This is a genomic window from Nocardia sp. Root136 (assembly GCF_001427185.1).
In the GTDB taxonomy this organism is placed as follows: Bacteria; Actinomycetota; Actinomycetes; order Mycobacteriales; family Mycobacteriaceae; genus Nocardia; species Nocardia salmonicida.
The window spans coordinates 167,750-187,546 of the sequence record NZ_LMFE01000008.1; the positions used below are offsets into that span (position 1 = coordinate 167,750).

The following is a 19,797-nucleotide window of genomic DNA, read 5'->3' on the forward strand; positions in this document are numbered from 1 at the left end:
CGAGACCATGATCGAACCGTTCCGCGTCGACATCCCGCAGGCCGATATCGACGACCTCAACAACCGACTCGCCCGCACCCGCTGGCCCAACGAAATCGCCGACGCCGGCTGGGACTACGGCTTCCCCCTGGCGCGGTTGAAGGAACTCGCCGAATACTGGCGCACCGGCTACGACTGGCGAGCGCACGAGGCGAAACTCAACGAACTGGCGCACTTCACCACCGAAATCGACGGCCAGAACATCCATTTCGTCCACGTCCGTTCCCCGAAGCCGGACGCGCTAGCGCTGATTCTCACCCACGGCTGGCCCGGCTCGTTCCTCGAATTCCTCGACGTGATCGAACCGCTCTCGCGCGACTTCCACCTGGTGATCCCGTCCATCCCGGGCTACGGCTTCTCCGGTTCGACCCATGAACGCGGCTGGGATATCGTCCGCGTCGCGCGCGCCTGGGCCGAGTTGATGCGTCGGCTCGGCTACGAGCGCTACGGCGCGCAGGGTGGCGACTTCGGTTCGGGAATCTCCCAGTCGCTGGGTGCTCTGGCGCCCGAGAACGTTGTCGGCGTCCACGTCAACTACCTGCCGACCCGGCCGGACCCGGATGTCGAACTCTCCGGCACCGACAAAGCGCGACTCGACAAGGTCAAACAGCTCATGGCGAATCGCCCGCCCTACCAAGCACTACAAGCTGCCACCCCACAGACCATCGGCTACGCGCTCACCGATTCACCCGTCGGCCAACTCGCCTGGATCGCCGAACGCTTCGCGCAGTGGACCGACCCGCGCTCGCCGATCAGCGACGACCGGATGCTCACCGACATCTCCCTGTACTGGCTCACTGCCACCGCGGCCTCTTCGGCGCGACTGCATCGGGAGTCTTCGCGGGGGAGCGAGCCGTGCCCGGTGCCCCTTGGCGTCGCGGTATTCGCCCATGACATCACCCAATCGGTGCGCCCGCTGGCCGAGCAGCTCTACGACATCAGGCACTGGTCGGAATTCGACCGTGGCGGTCACTTCGCCGCGATGGAGGTGCCGGACCTGCTCGCCGCAGACATCCGGGAGTTCTTCCTGCACAACATCAAGTGAGATCGGCGCGGAAAGTTGACAAGGGGTGTCAGGTTATGGGTCGAGGATGGGTTCGCCGGTTGATACACCACTAAGAGATAAGGGACCTCCTTGCGTGAAACTTCAGAAGATCTCGCAGAGCTTCAGGCGCTTCTCGACGCCTCGCTGTCCGGCGCTACCTCGCACCTTCGCTCGATCATCGATGGTGAGAACACGCTGACCGCAGAGCAGCTCGCCCAGACCCTCACGGGCATGTGCACGCTCGCTCTGTCCACGGTGACGGCGAAGGGCGAACCGCGGATCAGTGCCGTGGACGGACACTTCCTGCACGGACAGTGGCACTTCGGTACGGCGCGCAACGCCGCGAAGGCGCGCCACCTCGCAGCGCGACCGGCCGCCAGCGTCGCGCACCTGCGCGGTGAGGACCTGGGCGTGTTCACCCACGGCTCGGTGGAGGTCCTCAATCCGCTGGGTGGTGAGCCTTGCGTGGAGTGGTCAGCACTGCTCGCGTACTTCCAGGACTTCTACGGCGACGACGCCTTCGACTGGGACAGCGAGGTGGTCTACTACCGGCTGCGTCCGCACTGGATGACCGTCTACGCACCTGACATCACCCGGCTCGCTACCTGACCGCGGGGGCATCTGTAGCTCCGCCGAAAACTCAGGGTTGCGCTATACGTATACATCTACTTATAGTGAGAGCACGCAATGTACGTATACATCTACGTATATCCTTCGCAACCTAGGAGTACAGATGCCTACTTTCCAGACGCCGCAGCCGATCGCCGTCACCGTTGATGTGGCCTGCGGTGATGTCACCGTGATCGCCGCCGACCGAGCCGACGCTGTTGTGGAGGTCCGACCGGCCGACGCGTCCAGCAAAGCGGATATGCGTGCCGCCGAACAGATTCAGGTCGAATTCGCCGGCGGCAAGCTGACGGTCGAGTCTCCCAAGAAGTGGAAGGCCTTCACCCCGTTCGGCGGCAACCCGACGGTCTCGGTGACCGTCGAGGTGCCGATCGGCTCCGTGCTCGACGCGACCATCGCCATGGGTCGACTGGTGAGTGTCGGCGAATTCGACCGGTGCGAGCTCGAGGTATCCGCCGGCGACATCGTGGTCGAGCGCCCGGGCGGCTCGGTGACCGCGAAGACCGCCAAGGGCAACATCCGCGTCGACGAGGCCGCGCACGGGGTGCTCCGACTGGAGACCTCGATGGGCGATCTCGAGGTGGGGATCCGCCCGGGCAGCGCGGCGCGGCTGGAGGCCAACGCGCTGTACGGCAGCGTGCAGAACCGGATGGAACCCGTGGACCCCTCGCAGGGGAGCGGGGATTCTGTGCAGGTATTCGCGCGCAACCTCTACGGGAACGTCACCGTGGGGCACGGAACTCTCGTGTGAGGAAGGTCAAAACTATTGCGCCCGAAGCCATCCGCGTGTGACCGACCGTCGCACATGCTGGGCCTCCAGCGCTCCGCAACACCCAACTGGTGCGACAGCCGCCGAACACCCTCTTGCGGTCGGCGGCTGTTTGCCGTCCGCGCAGGAGCTTGTGTCATCGGTTGAACGCGCCGGCGTCCGCGGCGAGCGCGGCACCGGTGGCCGAGCGGTCGGGCAGGCGGGGGTCGGACGGAGCGCGCAGGAGAACCAACTGGTGGTAGACCGGTGCGGTCGCGGCGATCAGGAGGGCGTGCGCGTCGACATCGGGCGGAAGCTCGCCGCGCTGGATCGCGCGCTCGACGATGACCTCGGACTGCGCGTAGCGGTCATCCCATAAACGCCGCAGAGCTCCGGCGGCTTCCTCGGATCGGAACGACGCGGCGATCAGCGCCACCGCGAGCGACGGCTCCTCGGTCAAGGAATCCTGGATCTCGTGGTTGAGCGCCGCGAGATCGCCGCGCAGCGAGCCGGTGTCGCGAGGGCTCCATTGCTGGTCACTCGCCGCATCGAAGAGGTCGGCGAGCAGACCGCCGACATCTTGCCAGCGTCGATACACCGTGGCTCGGTGCACGCCCGCCCGGGCCGCGACGGCGTCCATGCTGAGCGCGTCGAAGCCGTGTTCGGCCAGCTCCGCGGTGACGGCGTCGAGCACCTGGGTTCGGATGCGGGCGGTTCTGCCACCCGGGCGGGGGCGTGCCGGGGGAGCGGGCTCGGAGGTATCCGGTTCGGATCTCATTGTCGGCCATCCGATCGCTTGACGAGGTAGGGCTGTCGACGTAGCTTAGTGCGACAATTGTCGTATTAACAACGGTGGGTGTGCGACCTCCACCGGCGTCCGATAGCGCACCCGCCGAAGGAGTTTCGCTGTGCCCCACGAATCCGCACCTGTTCCCGCAGACCCGACGGTGCTGCATCCGATGCCCGAGCAACCGCGAGTCGTGCTGCTGAAGCCGCTGATCACCTCACCCCTCATCGAGGTCGGCGAGTACTCCTACTACGACGACCCCGATGAGCCGACCTCGTTCGAAACTCGCAACGTCCTCTACCACTACGGGCCGGAGAAACTGATCATCGGAAAGTTCTGTGCGCTGGGCACCGGAACGCGGTTCATCATGAACGGGGCCAACCACCGGATGGACGGCCCGTCGACCTTCCCGTTTCCCGCCATGGGCGGCTCCTGGTCGAACCACTTCGACCTGCTCACCGGACTGCCGGTCCGAGGTGACACCGTGGTCGGCAACGATGTCTGGTTCGGCAACGGCGTGACGGTGATGCCCGGCGTGCGGATCGGCCACGGCGCGATCATCAGCACCGGCTCCGTCGTCACCCGCGATGTCCCCGACTACGGCATCGTCGGCGGAAATCCGGCCGGCCTCATCAAAACCCGGTACAGCGACGGCGATATCGCCCGACTGCTGGCAGTGGCGTGGTGGGACTGGCCCGCCGAGCACATCACCGCACACGTGCCGACGATCATGTCGGGCAGCATCGACGACCTGGAAGCCGCCGCCGAATCCTTGAAATGAGTGAAATGCCTTCTCGCCCAGCCCATATCGCAATGGTCGGCATCCCTATCGTCAGCCATGTCCTGCCGAGCCTCGACATCATCCGTGAGCTGGTGGCCCGTGGCCATCGCGTCACCTACGCCAACGACCCGGCCGTCGCGGACTTGATCACCGCAACCGGTGTCGAGCTGATCCCGTGCACCTCGACGCTGCCGGTGGCCGACAACAACTGGCCCGACGACCCTGTCGCGGCGATGAACCTGTTCCTCGACAATGCCCTGCTGGCCCTGCCACAACTGCACGCGGCCTACGACCACGACCCCGCGGATCTTTATCTCTACGACATCGGCGCCTACGCCGGACGGGCCCTCGCCGAAACCCAGAACCGCCAAATGGTCCAGCTCTCGCCTACTTTCGTCGCGTGGAAGGGCTACGAACACGACGTCGCGGCACAGCTACGACAGCTGCCGGGCGCCGACGCCTACCAGGCGAGGTTCGCGCAGTGGCTAGCCGATTGCGGTGCCGCGACCACCGATGTCGACGACTTCTCCGGCCTGCCCGACAAGGCCGTAGCGCTGATCCCGCGAGCGATGCAACCGCATGCCGACCACGTCGACTCCGGCACAGTGACTTTCGTCGGCCCCTGCTTCGACACCCGCGAGTCAGCGGGTTGGGTCCGCCCCGAACACGCGGAGAAGGTCTTGCTGATCTCCCTGGGATCGGCCTACACCCACCAACCGGAGTTCTACCACCAGTGCCTCCAGGCTTTCGGTGACCTGCCCGGCTGGCACGTGGTCCTTCAGATCGGCAAACACACCGACCCCCACGAGCTCGGCAATATCGCAGCCAATGTCGAAGTGCACTCCTGGGTTCCCCAGCGGGCGATCCTGGAACGGGCCGACGCCTTCGTCACCCACGCCGGTATGGGTGGCTGCGGCGAAGGGCTGCTGGCGGGTGTCCCGATGATCGCCGTGCCCCAGGGCGCCGAGCAGTTCATGAACGCGGACCGTCTCGTCGAACTGGGCGTAGCCCGCCGCCTCGACACCGCGGAAGCCACCGCCCACAACCTCCGCTCAGCCCTGAACGATCTGATCGGCGATCCCGAGGTCGCCCGCCGCTCAGCGCAACTGCGCACCCGAGCACAAGCCGAAGGCGGGACCGTCCGTGCCGCCGATCTCATCGAAAACACGCTGGGCTGAGACATCTGTCCCTGTTGTGCAAAAAGGTGTTTTATGGCTATCGCGACCTGCGGTTAGCGTCGAATTCATGGATTGGAATTTCGCGTCGGCTGAAGAACTCGTGACCGCTTTGCGTGCCGGTGAGCTGACATCGGTGGAACTGACCGAGGACGCGATCGCCCGAATCGAGCGTGACGACGAGGCGATCAACGCGATCTGTGTGCGGGACTTCGATCGTGCTCGGGTCGCCGCGCGTCGTGCCGATCAGGCGCGTGCGGGCGGTGAGGATCGGCCGCTGCTCGGTGTTCCGGTGACGGTCAAGGAGTCCTACGACATGGCTGGGCTGCCCACGACCTGGGGCGTGCCGCACAACAAGGACTATGTTCCTGCCGAGGACGCGATACAGGTGTCGCGGCTGGAAGCCGCCGGGGCGGTGATGCTCGGCAAGACCAATGTGCCGTTGGGGCTGCGAGATGTGCAGAGCTTCAACGAGATCTACGGCACCACCAACAACCCGTGGGATCACAGCCGGACGCCGGGTGGATCTTCGGGCGGATCATCGGCGGCACTGGCGTCGGGATTCGGTGCGCTGTCCATCGGTTCCGACATCGGCGGTTCGTTGCGCACCCCCGCACATTTCTGCGGTATCTACGCGCACAAGCCGACACTCGGGCTGGCGGCGAATCGCGGAATGGTCGCGCCGCCCGCGCAGGCTTTGCCGGTCGACCTCGACCTCGCCGTTGTCGGTCCGATGGCGCGCACGGCCCGCGACCTCACACTGCTCCTCGATGTGATGGCCGGCCCGGACCCACTGACGCTCGGTAAGGCGTACGACTCGAGACTCCCGCCCGCGCGCCATGAGCGGCTCCACGATTTCCGGGTTCTGGTCCTCGACGAGCATCCGCTCATCGGGACCGGGATCGCGGTGCAGGCAGGGGTGAATCGGGTAGCCGACGCGCTCGTCGACAGCGGTGCCCGCGTCGAACGACACAGCGCGTTGCTGCCAGATCTGGCCGAGGCCGCGACGATCTATATGCAGTTGCTGTTCTCGGGCTCGGGCGCAGGGTTTCCCGTCGAAGCGTACGAACAACTTCGGACCCAGGCCGCGGAACTGAGCATCCACGACCAGAGTCTCGACGCGACGCGGTTGCGCGGCCTGGTCTTCACCCACCGCGACTGGGTCGAGGCGAACAACCGCCGCGAACTCCACCGCCACGGCTGGCGCCAACTCTTCGCCGAGTTCGACGCCGTGGTGTGCCCGATCACCCCGACTCCCGCATTCCCCCATGACCACGATCCCGATCTGCTGGGACGCCGCATCGACATCGACGGCGTCGAATACCCCTACCTCGACCAGCTCGTCTGGGCCGGTCTGGCCACCATGCCCGGCCTACCCGCCACCGCCATCCCTACCGGACTGTCACACGAGGGGCTGCCGGTGGGAGTGCAGCTCGTCGGTCCGATGTTCGAAGACCGCACCCCGCTGCGGCTGGCCGAATTGTTGGAGCAGAAGATCGGCGGCTTCCGAGCACCCCTTCGTGAGTAGGTTCGAGACCATGGACAACGACGGACCCAGCCGGACAGCACTCACGACCGCCTATGCCCGCGCCTACCACCAGATCGCTGATAGGCCACTGATCCTCACCGACCCGGTCGCGGCGCGTCTGCTCGGCGTCACCGCGGACGAACTGTCCGAATGGGCCGAGCCGACAGGTGATCGTCACGGTGGCGAGGCCGGCGATCGGTCGCGACGGCTGTTCTTCGCTGCTCGCGCCCGCTTCGCGGAGGACCGCGTAGCGGCGGCAGTCGCTGGCGGGGTACGACAGGTCGTGGTACTCGGCGCGGGCCTCGACACCTTCGCCTACCGCAACCCGCACCCGGAGCTGCGGGTGTTCGAAGTCGACCACCCTGCTACCCAAGCGTGGAAACGCCAACGTCTCGTCGCGGCCGACATCGACCGCCCCGACACGTTGACCTTCGTCCCGGTCGACTTCGAAACCCAGGTGCTGGCAAAGGAACTGGAGTCAGCCGGATTCATCCGGTCGGAGCCGGCTGTATTCGTGTGGCTCGGTGTGGTCTTCTATCTGACCCCGGGAGCCGCTCAGTCGACCCTCGACTACCTCGCTGGTCAGGCCGAGCCGGTCGAGGTGATCTTCGACTATCTGCAACCGGCAGAGACCGACGAAGATCGCGCGCACCTGAAGGCCCGCGCGGATCGCCTGGCCGCTGTCGGCGAACCCTTGTTCAGCTACTTCACACCCGACGACATCGCCGCGCAGTTGCACGCTCTCGGCTTCACCGACGTCGAAGATCACCCCGCCGCCGACCTGATCGACAGCTACCTGGACGGATCCGCGAAATTCGACGGCGAATCAGCCCAGGGCCTGCGCGCTAGCCGGATGCTGCGGGCGACGAAGCGGTCATAGAGGCGACCGAGGCTCGGGAGGTGAACCGAAAGACGATCGCAGCGGCTGCTCCGATGGTCGCCGCGGTGATTGCCGCTGTCGTTGACCAGCCGAACCAGCCGACCGATGCCGCGCCGAAAGCAGTGCCGAGGCTTCCGCCGACGAAATACACCAGCATATAGGCGCTGTTGAAGCGGGCGGGGGCTGTGGGGTCGATCGCGAGAACGGTGCTTTGATTCGCTACCTGGGCGGCGAAGAGGCCGGCATCGAAGAGTGCCAGGCAGACCAGCGTCACGACGAGGTCGGTGAGTGCGAACCCGGCGACGACCAACGACGCTGCTGCTATCGACAGACCGATCATGATCACGCGCCGGGCGCCCGCTCGGTCGGTCCACGCGCCGGCTACCTGCGTTGCCAGAATCCCCGAAAGCCCGGCCAATGCGTAGAGGCCGATCCGTTCCGACGAGTACGAGAAGGGAGGCTGCGACAGTGCAACGGCCAGACCTGCCCACATCGAGCAGAACGCGAAGAACCACAGCGCGCCCGCGATGGCCGCGATCCGCAGTGTGGCGTGGCGCACGAGCAGGCCGGGAAGCGAACGCAGAGTCGCGAGGTAGCCTCGCTGTCCTGCGCCCTGACCGCCGGGCAACATCACCAGGCAGCATCCGGCGATGAGCGCGCAAGCGGCGGCGAACGTCAGAAGTGTTCCGCGCCAGCCGATCTCGTCGGCGAGCCAACCGCCGAAGATTCGGCCCGCCAGGATCCCCACCGAAATTCCGGCGGTCACGACACCGAGGGTTTTCGCGCGTCGACGCGGGGGAGCGAGCCTGCCCGCGACGGAGCTGAGGCTCGCTCCCACCGTCGAACACGCTCCGATCACCGCGGTCATCAGCGCCAACTGCCACCTACCACCGACTGCGGCACTGAGCGCCAGAGCAACCGCCAGGACTGCGAACTGAGTTGCGATCACCCGCCCAGGTGCGAACCGATCGACCAGTGGGACAAGCAGACCCAGACCTGCCATGTACCCGATCGGCCCGCACGCGAGGGCGAGTCCGACCACCGCGATCTGTACACCCAAGGAATCGGCCACGTCGCCGATCGCGGGCTGCAAGGGGTAGATGGTGGAGGTCCCGAGCGCGGCCGCCAGGGCCATGAGCAGCACGACCGAACCCCGCAATCGGGTGTCGGCGTGGATCTCGACGGCAGGATCTGTAGTCATATCGACCGACGGTAGAAAGTGCGAGTACCCGACGCTGGCGGGAAACCGACACAACCGTGTCCCGCGGATCAGGTCCAGACGTATCGCTGCGGGTCCATGCGTTGCCAGCTGCGATGCATCTTGGCGTAGGCCGCCCGGCGGTAGTGGGTCCAAGTGAAGCCGCCGGCACGGAGTGCACGATGATGCCCCGCCCACACCAGGAGCATCACTACCAGGAACAGGACGCGGTGGGCGAGCATGGTGAGACGAAAGCGAGCGCGGGATCGGTTGTGCAGCAACACGGCCAGACGCTCACACTGCAATTGCACGTGCGGCACCTCGTCGGCGAGGATCTGCGCGCAGACCGCGCGCAGTACCGGCGAGCCGGTGGCTCGGCGGATCGCGTTGTAATAGACCATCGCCAGGGTCTCGACCATCACGACGGGCGTGGTCCAGACCTCGATGTCGGTGATGCTGTAGCGGAGTCGGCGAAACAGGGTGTCGCCCCAATCCGCTCGGCGGCGTGGGATTCCCGCATCGTCCAAGATCCGGCCCAACAGGGCTCCGTGGCGTTGTTCTTCGCGGATGAACAGGTCGATGACGTCGCGGTATGCGGGGTCATCGGTGGCTGTGGCGTAGCGGTCAGCGGAGGCGGCCAGGTGAGCGCCGTCCGATGTCTCGCCGAGCTGCCAGGCCTGCAGTGAGCGGCGAATCGGTGCCAGCTCCGCCGGATCGGCTCCGATGCCGTTCGTCTGCCACGGAATCGGTCGCTGCCGAGCCGCATTCTGCTGGAAGTAGTCCAGCCATTCCTCGGTGGAGCGCACGCGACGCTCACCCACCCGCGAGCCTGTCGCCGACGGACTGTTTCGTTCCCCACGAATTTCCCCCTCTGTTCAGCTCCACTCGTACTCGAAAGTCGACGTCGCCGCCAGCGCCTGCCGATCATTTGCCGCGCAAAGCAATACTGTTGCGTGGGCGTTCGCCAAAATCTCTGATGATTGAGAGGACGAAGTCATGACGAGCAGGCTCCGATCGAACATGGCGGTCGCGGTCGCGGTCGGCCTGGGTGCGGGCGCGCTCAGCGCGACGGCACCCGCTCTGGCCGCCGACACCCCGACCGTGGTGCTGGTTCACGGTGCGTTCGCCGATACGACCAGCTGGGACGGTGTCGCCGAGGCCCTGCGCGCGGACGGTTACCGCGTGGTGGTCCCGGACAATCCGCTGCGCGGTCCCGCCAACGATGCCGCCGCGATCGAACGCACACTCGCCACGATCGACGGGCCGATCGTGCTGGTCGGACATTCCTACGGTGGCGCGGTGATCACCAACATCGACGACCCCGACGTGACCGCGCTGGTCTACATCGCCGCGTTCGCCCCGCAGCAGGGTGAGCCCGCCCAGTTGGCCCTTGATCCGATCCGCTTCCCCGGTAGCCAACTGCTGCCCCCGGTCCTGCAGCTCGCCGTCGTCGACGACAGCCAGGGCATCGCGGGCAAGAACCTCGACGGCTATGTCGCCCCGGCGTCGTTCCACGAGGTGTTCGCGCAGGACGTCAGCGATGCCACCGCCGCCGACATGATCGCCCACCAGCGCTCCATCGCCGTAGCGGCGAACATCGAACCCTCCGGACCGGCCTCGTGGTCCCACACTCCCAGCTGGTACCTCGTCTCCGGCGCCGACCGGGTGATCCCCCCTGCCTCCCAACGCTTCATGGCCGACCGCATCGGCGCCCGCACCACCGAGATCCCCGCCTCCCACGCTTCCTTGGTCGCGCAGCCCGCTGCCGTCGCCGCGGTCATCGAGGAGGCCGCCACGCACTGACATTCGAGGTATCCGGCCTCGAGTGTGGTCAGTGGCGTGGCCTGACCCAGCCGCCGAACGCCTTCTCGAGAGTGAGGGCTGCGGCGATCGAGAGGTGGTCGCGGTTCGGGCCCGCGACCACCTGAACTCCCAGCGGCAGACCACCGGAGCCGCGGCCGAGGGGAACCTGGGTGACCGGCAGTCCCGCGAGGCTGAACGGCGCGACCGTGTTCGTACGCCACAGGCGCCCGGTGGTGCGACCGTGGCGGGGTGCGACCGTGGTCAGGGTGGGATGCAGGAGCAGTCCGTCGCCGATGGTTTCGGTGATCTCGGCGGCAGCGTTGTGCGCGGCAGCGGTGATGCGCCGGGCCGCCGGGCCCGGTAGTCGTGCGGCGATCAGTTCGCCGAGTGCGAGGAGCCGGGTGGCGAGTGTGTGGTCCCCGCCGGCGGCGGTGAGCTGCCCCAGCGCCAGGATGTCGGCGCCTTCGTTGCGCATGATCTCGGCGAAACTGATCCCGGTTTCCTCGGCCAGCACGATCGAGGCGAAGAGCCCGATCATCCGCAGAGCGGGCACCGGTACACGGGTGATCTCGGCGCCGACATCGGCGAGCGCGGCCGCGGCACGGTCACGTGCTGCCAGCACTTCGCGGCCGATGCCGGGGGTGAACGTCTTGTCGAGCAGCACCACGCGAACACCGCGTAGCGAGGTGGTCGCCGGATCGCCGAGGGTGACTTGCTGTATCAGTGGATCGGTCCCGTCGGGGCCTGCCATGATCTGCAACAGCGGCATGAGATCGGCTGCACGGCGGGCGATGACCCCGTTGGAGCACAGGGCGGCGACCCCGAAGGGCGGTGGCCAGGCGCCGGTGGTCGGGAGCAGGCCGGTCGAGGGGCGGTGGCCGAAGACGCCGTTGCAGAAGGCGGGGATGCGGATCGAGCCGAGCGTGTCGGTGGCCAACCCGAGCGGGGATCCGCCGCTGCCCACGGCGGCACCCTCACCGCCCGAGGACCCGCCGGCGGTGCGTTCCCGGTCGTGCACATTGTTGGTTCGCCCGTAGACCCGGTTGGTCGACTCGATCCACATGCACCCCTCGGAGGTGTTCGTCAGACCGAGCACGATCGCGCCGGCATCCAGGACTCGTTGCACCACAGTGGCATTGGCGGTGGGACGTAGATGCTTGCGGGCCACCACGCCCGCCGTGTTCGGCAAACCGGCGACGGCCAGGGATTCCTTGACGGTGATCGGTACGCCGAACAGTGGTGGCAGGTGCGCCGGTCCGGTCGCGAGGTGGGCGTCGTCGGCGTCGGCCTGCTGTCGCGCGGTGTCGTAGCAGTCGACGACCACGGCGTTGGTGGCAGGCGCGAAGCGTTGCAGCACGGCGATGTGGGCATCGACCACCGCGCGGACGGTCACTTCGCGAGCGCGGATGGACGCGGCCAGGCCGATCGCGGACTCATCAGTGACCGTCGGGGCGTCGGGGCGAAGCATCATGCGTTACAGTATTACGCACTCTGTCAAACCGTATCCGGCTGGTCGGCAAGCGGAAACTGCCCCAATCGTGGGAGGCCGCACACGATTTCCCCTGCACCGATGACTTTCGGGTGAATCCGACGTCGTAACCACTGGGTGTACCGACAGACAGGAGTCCAGGCATGGCGAGACCGGTTCGATTCGATACGACCGCGGTACGGGCCAACGGGGTGGATCTCGGCATCGAGAGCTTCGGCCGCGAGGACGATCCGCTGGTGCTGCTGGTCGGCGGCACGACGATGCTGTCCTGGCCCGATGCGCTGTGCGAACGACTCGCGTCGGGCGGGCGGCGTGTGGTCCGCTACGACCTGCGTGACTCCGGCGCGTCGACGCTTCTCGACCCGGAGCATCCGGCGTATGACCTACGGGATCTCGCCACCGACGCGGCCGCGCTGGTCGAGGCGCTCGGAGCCGGGACCGCCCATCTCGGTGGAATCGGTGTCGGCGGGATGATCGCTCAGGTCGCCGCGCTGGACCACTCGGACGTGTTCTCCGCACTGACCCTCGTCGGCACCCGGTCGGTGGCGCCCGGCCCCGTCGACAAGGACCTGCCCGACCACGATGGCGCGATCATGCGCGAGCTGTTCTCCCGCCCGAAGCCGGACTGGACAGACCGGGACGCGGTCGCGGCGTTCGCCGCCGAGGGCGCCGAGTTGTTGGGCAACGATGCGGAGCAGGCGCGGTCGACGGCAGCCCGGATCTGGGACCGGACGCCGTCACCCGTTCCCGCCGTCCACCAGGCTAACCAGCTCGGGATGGTGTTCTCCCGGATCGACTGCACCCCGCGATGGCGCGAGCGGCTCGGCGAACTCGACGTGCCCACGCTCGTGGTGCACGGCCGCGCCGACCCGTTCTTCCCGGTTGGCAACGGCGAAGCCCTCGCCGCCGAGATTCCCGCGGCGCGACTGCTCGTCCTCGACGACATGGGTACCGCTCTGCGCCACACCGCGGCCGACCAGATCGCTGTCGCCATGCTCGCCCTCTGACGCGCGGCGTGCTGTCCGACCTAGGGGCTGGAGCGCAGTAGCGCGCCGCGGTTGCCTCGACGATCTGGACTCGGCGGCGATGGCCGCGTTGCGTGCGGCCGTCGATCGATCCCATATCCACGGATGGCCCTGTCGGCCTGCCGCATCCGTGATATCCCGCTTTCCGTGACGGTTTGGACCGAGCACAGTTTTTGACGTGTTCCGTAGCAGTAACGTTGCGTTGGCAGTGACCAAACGGAAACGTAATAAAATCAAGGTCATTGAGAGCGAGGGGAGATCCTGACCGCCGATAATGTTCACTTATCGGCGGTCAGGATCGAGAAGGCTCGATTCGACTCTTCCTGGGGCGACACGGAATTCGTTTCGTGTATTACGTAAGGAAACGACGAAACAAACGCTACGATTCTCCCGTGTCGAGCGTCTGCAACTATCCCGGCTGTGCCCGCCCCATCACCCGCGCCGGTGGCCCGGGTCGTCCCTCCGAGTACTGCGATCACCCGGACCACACCCGGTGGCGCGCCTGGCGCGAAAGACAACGCCAGCAACAGGAGTCCGAGAGTGCGGCCGCTACCGTCACTGTGACGGCTCAAGGTCCGGTGACCGCGGCGCGGTTGCGGGCCGATGAGCTGCTCGGACAATTCCGAGGGCTGGCCGAGCAATTGGGGACCACGTTGAACGCGGCGGTGGCCGAGCTGCAGACGATCGGGGATCCGTCGGTGGCCGAAGCGCAGGTCCAGGCCGCGCAGGCCGACGCTGCCCGCCGGATCGCCGAAGCGGAGATGGCGACGGTGGCGGCCGAACAAGCGCGACGGGAAGCCGAAGAGGCACGCGCGCTGGCGGAATCGGTGGCCGAAGAGGCAGTCGCCGCGGCGGAACACGCTGAGCAAGCGGTGGGTGAGGCGCTCGCGGCCAGGGACGAAGTCGTCGCCTCGGTGGACGCGCTCACCAGGCAGGCTGCCGAGGACGTGTTCGCGGCGCGCAGCGATGCCGAGGCGCAAGTGCGTGCGGCACAACGACAAGCGGCCGACGACATCGACAAGGCCAAACAGGACGCCGACGACACCGTGGCCCGCGCCGAACAGCGCGCCGACACCGAGATCGCCCACCAGCGCCGAGACGCCGACGCCCGCATCGCCGCCGCGAACGCCGAACGTGATCTCGCGATCCAGCGCGCCGCCGACGCCGACCGGGCCACCGAACGTGCCGAGCAAGCCACCGCCGAGCGAGTGGAGGCCGCCGCCGAAGCACGCGAGGAGTGGCGCCGGGCCCGCACCGAACTCGACACCGCGCGCGGCGAACTCGACCGCACCCGTACCGAACTCGCCGAGCTGCGCCGCGCCACCACCATCGACACCCAGCAGCGCCGTGACGAATCCGCGGCCGCGCTGGAACAGGTACGCGCCGAAGCCGCCGAACGATGGGCCGCGCTCGACGACGCCCGCAAGCAAACTCTGGCCCGCGCCGAACGCGCCGAAGCGCAGCTCGACGAACTTCTCGCCACCACCCGCGCCCCGATACCGCAGACATGAGTGGGGTATCGGCGGCGGCGAGCAGCGACCTGGACTAGCGTCACGCACATGACCGAGCAGCCCGGCCCTCTCGAATCGACCCGTGAGTTCGCCGCCATCGACATCGACGACATGCTGAACGCCGAGGAAACCTACACCGGCCCCACGTCACGGACGCGGCTGATCGCGATCCTGGTGGTGGCGGCGCTGGTATTGGGCGCTGGCGCCACCACCTTCGCGATTCTGTTGGCCTGACCCCTCACGCGGGCCGAGCCAACGGAGTGTCGGGGTCGCCGGAATTACGCAGTGCGACGATCTGGTCGGGCACCCAGTAGATCCGGCCGAACTCGAACGCCTGATAGACCCCGTCGTCGTGGCCGATCTCGTCGGAGGCAGGCCACCCGAGCTCGCCGTTCTGGTAACCGGCCGCTGCCCACCGCGCACCGATCGCACCGTGCACCCAGTACGCGGGTTGCCCGGCGCGTCGGTACACGGTGCCACCTTGAAACGCCTGCGTCAGCCCTGGTCCGGAACCGCGCGGGTCGGGTAGTTCGGTGTGCTCGGCGGTCGGGTAGCCCAAGGGGCCTGCCTCCCACCCCAGCTCGGCATATTTGGACATGACCGCCGTCGGGATCGCGTGGGCATCGGTGGCCGGATGCCAGTAGACGTAGCCGCGCTCGAATTCGGCGAAACGTCCCACCCCGTCCGGTGTGGGGAGTTCGCCGTCGGTGCGGCGCGCGCCCAACCACGGGGACGCCGCGGCACGAACATCGATCGCCGTCGGTGTGGTCCCACCGGCGAACGCGGCGACGTGGGCGGCGAACACATCCCACGGGAAGTTCGGTCCCACATCGGTGTGGGAGCCGATGCCGAGCGCCCTGGTGACGTACTGGTGATCGGAGATGCCGTCGCCGACGTAGTAATCCGGCTCGATCACCTCGGTCGAGTACCCGTGGCGGTGCGCGCTGCGCACGGCCAGGAACGCCGCGATCCGCAGATCACCGTCGATGCGCAACCACTGCTCACGCGACCACGCGATCCGGCTGCCGGCGAAGCACAGATTCACGGTGAAAGGGTTCGCCGACAGCACCGACCACGACGCGCGTTCCTCCGCTACCACCCGCACCACGATCGCGTCGCGCAGCGTGTAGTGGTAGGACACGCCGTTGGCGGGGTTGTTGAGGTAGGCGGCAAGGGATTCGGCGGTGCCGTTGCCTTCCTGGGTGTGCAACAGGAAGTTGGTGATGCGGGCGCCGTCACGCGAGGAGTGCGAGGGTCCGAGGCGGTCGATCTCGGTGAACTGCGGGACCGGTACCGAGCGGTCGAGTGCCCACTGCCCGAAGTCGGGGGCGAGGATGTCGTTGACATCGACACGGGTGCCGTCGATGAGAGGTCCGGGGTTGCTCGGGGTGTCGATCACCCGCTGGTAGAGCACCGCGCGCGGTTCCCGCTCGGTGCCCGACCAGGCTCGCGTCTGCCACGCCCAACTGAATTCCCCGCGCGCGCCGACCACGCCGTCTTCGATCGCCCACGCGCACACCCGCGAATGCCCGTAGATCCCGGTCCATTCCGTACCCAGTACCGCATTGACCCCGCGAAAGAACTCGACGGCGGTGCTGTTCCACTGCGAGAGCGAGATGTCCTCGTCGACGGCGAAGAATATCGGTGCCTGTCGAGGCGCGCCCACACTCAGATGCGTGGCCAACGCCTGTTCGGCCATCCGCCGACCGCCGTCGAAACCGGTGGTCCAGTCCGACGGCGTCGCGTCGCCGGGTTTGCCGTATTGCCAGATGGAGACGATGTCGAGCCCGGCGGCGGTGAGTGCGCGCGCGTAGTCGGCGGTGATCGGTTTGGCACCGAAATTCGCACCCGGCCTGCTCGGTGAGATGTAGGCGAGGACCGCCGAATGACCCGCCGCGACGATCGCCGGCGGATCGATGAGCCTGGCCGCGAAATCGACAGCTGTAGACATGATTGACCCCCTGTATGACTGCGTACCCGATGGAATTCCCGAAATGGTGGAACTATCGCGATGATCTACGCTGGTACCCGAGGACCGGTACCGGGGTGAGGATCTCACCTCGCACCATTCTAAACGAAACACTCACTCCCGCACCGTCGTTCACCAACGAACAGGGTAGTACCCGAATGCGGGAGTAGTTTCACTCACGCACGCGGGCCGTCGTGCCCGCTAACCTTTGGCCATGGTGGCGCAGCTGATGTGGGGGATCCCGACGCACGGGTTCTTCGTCGCGCTCGGGGTAGCTGTGGCCGCGGTGGTGTTCGTGACCGAATGCAGACGTCGCGACGCGCTGCGCGAAGAGTCCCTGGTCGCGGTCACCGGAGCGTTGGTCGGTGGGGCGATCGGTATGCGGTTGTCGAGTCTGGCCGAGACGCTCGATCCCTATGAGAGCTGGATGTTCGGTGCGCGCAGCGTGCTGGGTGGATTGCTCGGCGCGTATGTGGGTGTGTTGATCGCGAAGCGGATCATCGGCTATCGGGAACGGACCGGTGACCTGTTCGCCCCGGCGGTCGCGCTGGGAATGGCGGTGGGGCGTATCGGGTGCTTGCTCACCGAGGCGCCGGGGCGGCCAACAAGTCTGCCGTGGGGGATCCACGCGCCCGCGACGGTGCCGCAGTGCCCCGGGTGTGTGGCCGGTGTGGCGATGCATCCCAGTTTTCTCTACGAAATCATGTTCCAGCTGGCCGCTTTCGGCGCACTGTGGTGGTTACGCGACCGGATCAGCACACCGGGGGAGCTGTTCACCCTCTATGTCGGGGCCTATGCGATCTTCCGGTTCCTGGTCGAGTTCACCCGTGCCAACGACACGGTGTGGCTGGATCTGACTCGCCCGCAATGGTTCCTGCTGCTGGGACTGGTCCTGGTGGCGGTGCGCTGGACCATCGGCTATCGGCGTGGCAACTACGACGGTGTACTTCGACGAAAGGTCGCGGCATGAACTTTCCTCCCGGACCACCACCGAACATGCCACCCCCACCGCCCTATCAGGGCGGAAAGCCGCCGGGGCAGGGCGGTCAGATCGCGGCGATGGCGTTGGCGGGTGCGATGGCGTTCATCGTGGTCAACGCGATCGCGGGATTCGTCGTGTTCCTGGTGGTGGCCTCCATCAACGACGACACCGCGACCAAGGCGCTGGTCGGTCTCACCGCGGTGGTCAGTGCGGCGGCGGCCTTCGGGGGTGGCTGGCTGTTGATCCGGCGCAAACGCCCCGCTCCCAAGGGGTTCGGAATGGGGCTGATGATCGGGTGGTCGCTGGTCTCGGTGTGCACGGCTGGTTTGTGCACGGCTATCAACCCCGAGCTGTACACGGGCATGTTCGGGATGGCGCGATGACCGGGATGCCGTTGCGGGGCGATCGGATTCTGCGCTATGTCACCGCGTTCTGTCCCCGCTGCCACGACGAACACCCTGAAACGCCGCTGCCCGAGGTCGCGCGACTGTCGGGGTGGCTGGCCGAACGAGACGGGAAGGTCTTCCTCGAACGCGGGTGCCGCACCCACGGCATGGTCCGGACCCTCTACGACGAGGACCCCGAGATCCTGGCCTACCTCGAAGAGTGGACGGCCCCGACCAAAGCACACCTGCCCGACACCGTCGGCAATTTCGATCCCGTGCCCTCGGCGTATCTGCGGGGACTGCCCGAGATGCAGACCCAGCACACCTGCATCCTGCTCGAGGACATCATCGACAGTTGCAACCTGCGCTGCCCGACCTGTTTCGCCGACTCCTCGCCCGAACTGCGCGGTGTGGTGGCGGTCGAGGACGTGCTGGCCAATGTCGATCAGCGGCTGGCCCGCGAGAACGGGCGCCTGGACGTGCTGATGCTCAGCGGCGGTGAACCGACCCTGCATCCGCAGTTGGCGCACCTGCTGGCCGAGCTCACCGCGCGGCCCATCACCCGAATCCTGCTCAACACCAACGGTCTGCGCATCGCCGTCGACGACGAACTGCTGGCGCTGCTGCGTACCCATCGCGACCGGGTCGAGGTGTATCTGCAATACGACGGGGAAACAGCGCAGGCCTCACGCCATCACCGCGGCGGTGACCTGCGGGTCCGCAAACAGCAGGCACTGCAACGGCTTTCGTCGAACGCCGTCTTCACCACCTTGGTGATGACAGTGGCGCTGGGCGTGAACGACGACGAGATCGGCGCGGTGCTGCGCACCGCCATGGACACCCCGTTCGTCGGCGGGGTCTCGATCCAACCGCAATTCGGGTCCGGGCGGTCGGGAGCGATCGACCCGATGGACCGGCTCACCCACACCGGCGTGCTGCGCCGACTCGGCCCGCAGACCGACGGGCTGGTGACCTGGCGCGACCTCACCGCGCTGCCGTGTTCGCATCCGCACTGCTGCTCGGTCGGCTACCTGTTGCGTGACGACGCCGGGCAGTGGCGGTCGCTGGTCTCACTGATCGGGCACGAGCGGTTGAAACAGCAGTTGGGGCTGGTGTCCAACCGGATCGCGGACTCGGCGCTGCCCGCCGAACTGCGGATGGCGGTGCAGGAATCGCTGCTGGGACTGCTGTCGGAGCAGTCGTCGCTGTCGCATCCGGAGATCGGGCGGGTGTGGCGCAATATCTGCGAGAACTGTGACCTGGGGATGTCGACCCTGCTGACATTGGCGTCGTCGGCCTTGCCCGGACGGCGCAAGCGGTTGCGGACACTGCTCGGGGAACGGGTCGTGCGGATCACGATCAAACCGTTCATGGATATGTCGACGATGATCGAAGAACGACTCACCCAGTGTTGCGTACATGTGGGCACTCGCGCCGATGCTGATCAGTGCGCGCCGTTCTGCGCGGTGCAGGCGTGGCCCGCGCTGTCGCGGCAACGGTTGTCGGCAGCGGCACCGTCGGGACGGGCGTTGCTGCCGGTGGAGGTGCGGTGAGCGAGCGCGGGGTCTATTACGAGGAGGCGATGCGCGCCCAGCAGCCGCACGACCCGTTGACGTTGTGTGTGGTGGCGACCGTGGCGTTGCTGACGTGGTTGGTGGGCCCGTGGGCGGTGGTCGGGTTCGGCGCGCTCGCGTTCGCCGGGTATTGGCGGGCGTGGCGGGCCGGGTTGCGGCGCAGTCGATGCTGGTTGCGCGACACCCGCCTGGTGCTGGCCTATGTCGCGGCGATCGCTGTGTTCGGGGTCGTCGGCGTGATGTGGTGACG

20 protein-coding genes and 1 pseudogene are annotated in these 19,797 nt (G+C 67.0%); 15 read left to right on the forward strand and 6 right to left on the reverse strand.

The features are described from left to right. Nucleotides 1-7: 7 nt before the first annotated feature. From ASD42_RS21955 to ASD42_RS21965, 3 genes are all read left to right on the forward strand, one after another. On the forward strand, nt 8-1,084 hold the full coding sequence (locus ASD42_RS21955; protein ID WP_056819698.1) for an epoxide hydrolase family protein: 1,077 nt from the start codon (nt 8-10) through the stop codon (nt 1,082-1,084). Nucleotides 1,085-1,174: 90 nt separating this feature from the next. Then, nucleotides 1,175-1,693 (forward strand): pyridoxamine 5'-phosphate oxidase family protein, encoded by a 519-nt coding sequence (locus tag ASD42_RS21960; RefSeq protein ID WP_056819702.1) that lies wholly within the window; start codon nt 1,175-1,177, stop codon nt 1,691-1,693. Nucleotides 1,694-1,817: 124 nt separating this feature from the next. After that, nucleotides 1,818-2,462 carry a DUF4097 family beta strand repeat-containing protein gene (locus tag ASD42_RS21965; protein WP_056819705.1) on the forward strand — a complete coding sequence of 215 codons (645 nt, stop codon included), beginning with the start codon at nt 1,818-1,820 and terminating at the stop codon, nt 2,460-2,462. A 154-nt stretch (nt 2,463-2,616) separates the two neighbouring features. On the opposite strand, the gene ASD42_RS21970 is transcribed toward ASD42_RS21965, so the two are convergent. Next, a complete protein-coding gene (locus ASD42_RS21970; RefSeq protein WP_056819709.1) occupies nt 2,617-3,237 on the reverse strand; it encodes a TetR/AcrR family transcriptional regulator in 621 nt (206 codons plus the stop codon). A 181-nt stretch (nt 3,238-3,418) separates the two neighbouring features. Here ASD42_RS21970 and ASD42_RS21975 point away from each other — a divergent pair, with 181 nt between their 5' ends. The 4 genes from ASD42_RS21975 (at nt 3,419) to ASD42_RS21990 (ending at nt 7,610) form a co-directional block, all read left to right on the forward strand. Further along, the gene (locus ASD42_RS21975) at nt 3,419-4,027 is read left to right on the forward strand and encodes a CatB-related O-acetyltransferase (RefSeq protein WP_056820421.1); all 609 of its coding nucleotides are present in this window, start codon (nt 3,419-3,421) and stop codon (nt 4,025-4,027) included. Further along, entirely contained in the window at nt 4,024-5,205 is a 1,182-nt protein-coding gene (locus ASD42_RS21980) for a macrolide family glycosyltransferase (RefSeq protein ID WP_063893697.1), read from the forward strand. The genes ASD42_RS21975 and ASD42_RS21980 overlap by 4 nt, the downstream gene beginning before the upstream one ends. A gap of 67 nt (nt 5,206-5,272) precedes the next feature. Further along, nucleotides 5,273-6,730 carry an amidase gene (locus tag ASD42_RS21985; RefSeq protein WP_056819715.1) on the forward strand — a complete coding sequence of 486 codons (1,458 nt, stop codon included), beginning with the start codon at nt 5,273-5,275 and terminating at the stop codon, nt 6,728-6,730. 10 nt (nt 6,731-6,740) lie between these two features. Beyond that, nucleotides 6,741-7,610 carry a class I SAM-dependent methyltransferase gene (locus ASD42_RS21990; protein WP_056819718.1) on the forward strand — a complete coding sequence of 290 codons (870 nt, stop codon included), beginning with the start codon at nt 6,741-6,743 and terminating at the stop codon, nt 7,608-7,610. Here the strand turns inward: ASD42_RS21990 and ASD42_RS21995 are convergent. Together ASD42_RS21995 and ASD42_RS22000 are read right to left on the reverse strand one after the other, a co-directional pair. Next, the gene (locus ASD42_RS21995) at nt 7,576-8,811 is read right to left on the reverse strand and encodes an MFS transporter (protein WP_056819720.1); all 1,236 of its coding nucleotides are present in this window, start codon (nt 8,809-8,811) and stop codon (nt 7,576-7,578) included. The two genes, ASD42_RS21990 and ASD42_RS21995, sit on opposite strands and share 35 nt — an antisense overlap. A 68-nt stretch (nt 8,812-8,879) precedes the next feature. Next, the gene (locus ASD42_RS22000; protein ID WP_235569769.1) at nt 8,880-9,629 is read right to left on the reverse strand and encodes a ferritin-like domain-containing protein; all 750 of its coding nucleotides are present in this window, start codon (nt 9,627-9,629) and stop codon (nt 8,880-8,882) included. A 175-nt stretch (nt 9,630-9,804) separates the two neighbouring features. Here ASD42_RS22000 and ASD42_RS22005 point away from each other — a divergent pair, with 175 nt between their 5' ends. Beyond that, nucleotides 9,805-10,611 (forward strand): alpha/beta fold hydrolase, encoded by an 807-nt coding sequence (locus ASD42_RS22005; protein ID WP_056819723.1) that lies wholly within the window; start codon nt 9,805-9,807, stop codon nt 10,609-10,611. A gap of 28 nt (nt 10,612-10,639) precedes the next feature. Here ASD42_RS22005 and ASD42_RS22010 read toward each other — a convergent pair whose 3' ends face one another. Next, nucleotides 10,640-12,082 (reverse strand): amidase, encoded by a 1,443-nt coding sequence (locus ASD42_RS22010; protein WP_056819726.1) that lies wholly within the window; start codon nt 12,080-12,082, stop codon nt 10,640-10,642. Between the two features lie 161 nt (nt 12,083-12,243). Between ASD42_RS22010 and ASD42_RS22015 the strand changes: the two genes are divergently transcribed. The 3 genes from ASD42_RS22015 (at nt 12,244) to ASD42_RS22025 (ending at nt 14,870) form a co-directional block, all read left to right on the forward strand. After that, complete coding sequence (locus ASD42_RS22015; RefSeq protein WP_056819729.1) at nt 12,244-13,107, forward strand: alpha/beta fold hydrolase; 864 nt, start codon at nt 12,244-12,246, stop codon at nt 13,105-13,107. Nucleotides 13,108-13,517: 410 nt separating this feature from the next. Further along, nucleotides 13,518-14,636 carry a hypothetical protein gene (locus ASD42_RS22020; RefSeq protein WP_235569770.1) on the forward strand — a complete coding sequence of 373 codons (1,119 nt, stop codon included), beginning with the start codon at nt 13,518-13,520 and terminating at the stop codon, nt 14,634-14,636. Nucleotides 14,637-14,684: 48 nt separating this feature from the next. Next, the gene (locus ASD42_RS22025; protein WP_056819732.1) at nt 14,685-14,870 is read left to right on the forward strand and encodes a hypothetical protein; all 186 of its coding nucleotides are present in this window, start codon (nt 14,685-14,687) and stop codon (nt 14,868-14,870) included. A gap of 4 nt (nt 14,871-14,874) precedes the next feature. Here the strand turns inward: ASD42_RS22025 and ASD42_RS35880 are convergent, their stop codons facing one another. Together ASD42_RS35880 and ASD42_RS35885 are read right to left on the reverse strand one after the other, a co-directional pair. Then, nucleotides 14,875-15,777 carry an LGFP repeat-containing protein gene (locus ASD42_RS35880; RefSeq protein WP_442938661.1) on the reverse strand — a complete coding sequence of 301 codons (903 nt, stop codon included), beginning with the start codon at nt 15,775-15,777 and terminating at the stop codon, nt 14,875-14,877. Nucleotides 15,778-15,933: 156 nt separating this feature from the next. Continuing rightward, a pseudogene (locus ASD42_RS35885) lies at nt 15,934-16,587 on the reverse strand (DUF1906 domain-containing protein); the annotation flags it as partial. A gap of 232 nt (nt 16,588-16,819) precedes the next feature. Between ASD42_RS35885 and ASD42_RS22040 the strand changes: the two are divergent. Genes ASD42_RS22040 through ASD42_RS22055 form a run of 4 tightly spaced genes read left to right on the forward strand, consistent with a single transcriptional unit; the run spans nt 16,820 to nt 19,795 of the window. Beyond that, nucleotides 16,820-17,575, forward strand: coding sequence for a prolipoprotein diacylglyceryl transferase (locus tag ASD42_RS22040; protein WP_056819735.1), 756 nt, complete (start codon nt 16,820-16,822; stop codon nt 17,573-17,575). Beyond that, the gene (locus ASD42_RS22045) at nt 17,572-17,970 is read left to right on the forward strand and encodes a hypothetical protein (RefSeq protein WP_063893698.1); all 399 of its coding nucleotides are present in this window, start codon (nt 17,572-17,574) and stop codon (nt 17,968-17,970) included. Before ASD42_RS22040 ends, ASD42_RS22045 begins: the two co-directional genes overlap by 4 nt. A 5-nt stretch (nt 17,971-17,975) precedes the next feature. Next, entirely contained in the window at nt 17,976-19,526 is a 1,551-nt protein-coding gene (locus ASD42_RS22050) for a radical SAM protein (protein WP_056820433.1), read from the forward strand. Further along, the gene (locus tag ASD42_RS22055) at nt 19,523-19,795 is read left to right on the forward strand and encodes a hypothetical protein (protein ID WP_235569772.1); all 273 of its coding nucleotides are present in this window, start codon (nt 19,523-19,525) and stop codon (nt 19,793-19,795) included. Before ASD42_RS22050 ends, ASD42_RS22055 begins: the two co-directional genes overlap by 4 nt. The last annotated feature ends 2 nt before the right edge of the window (nt 19,796-19,797 follow it).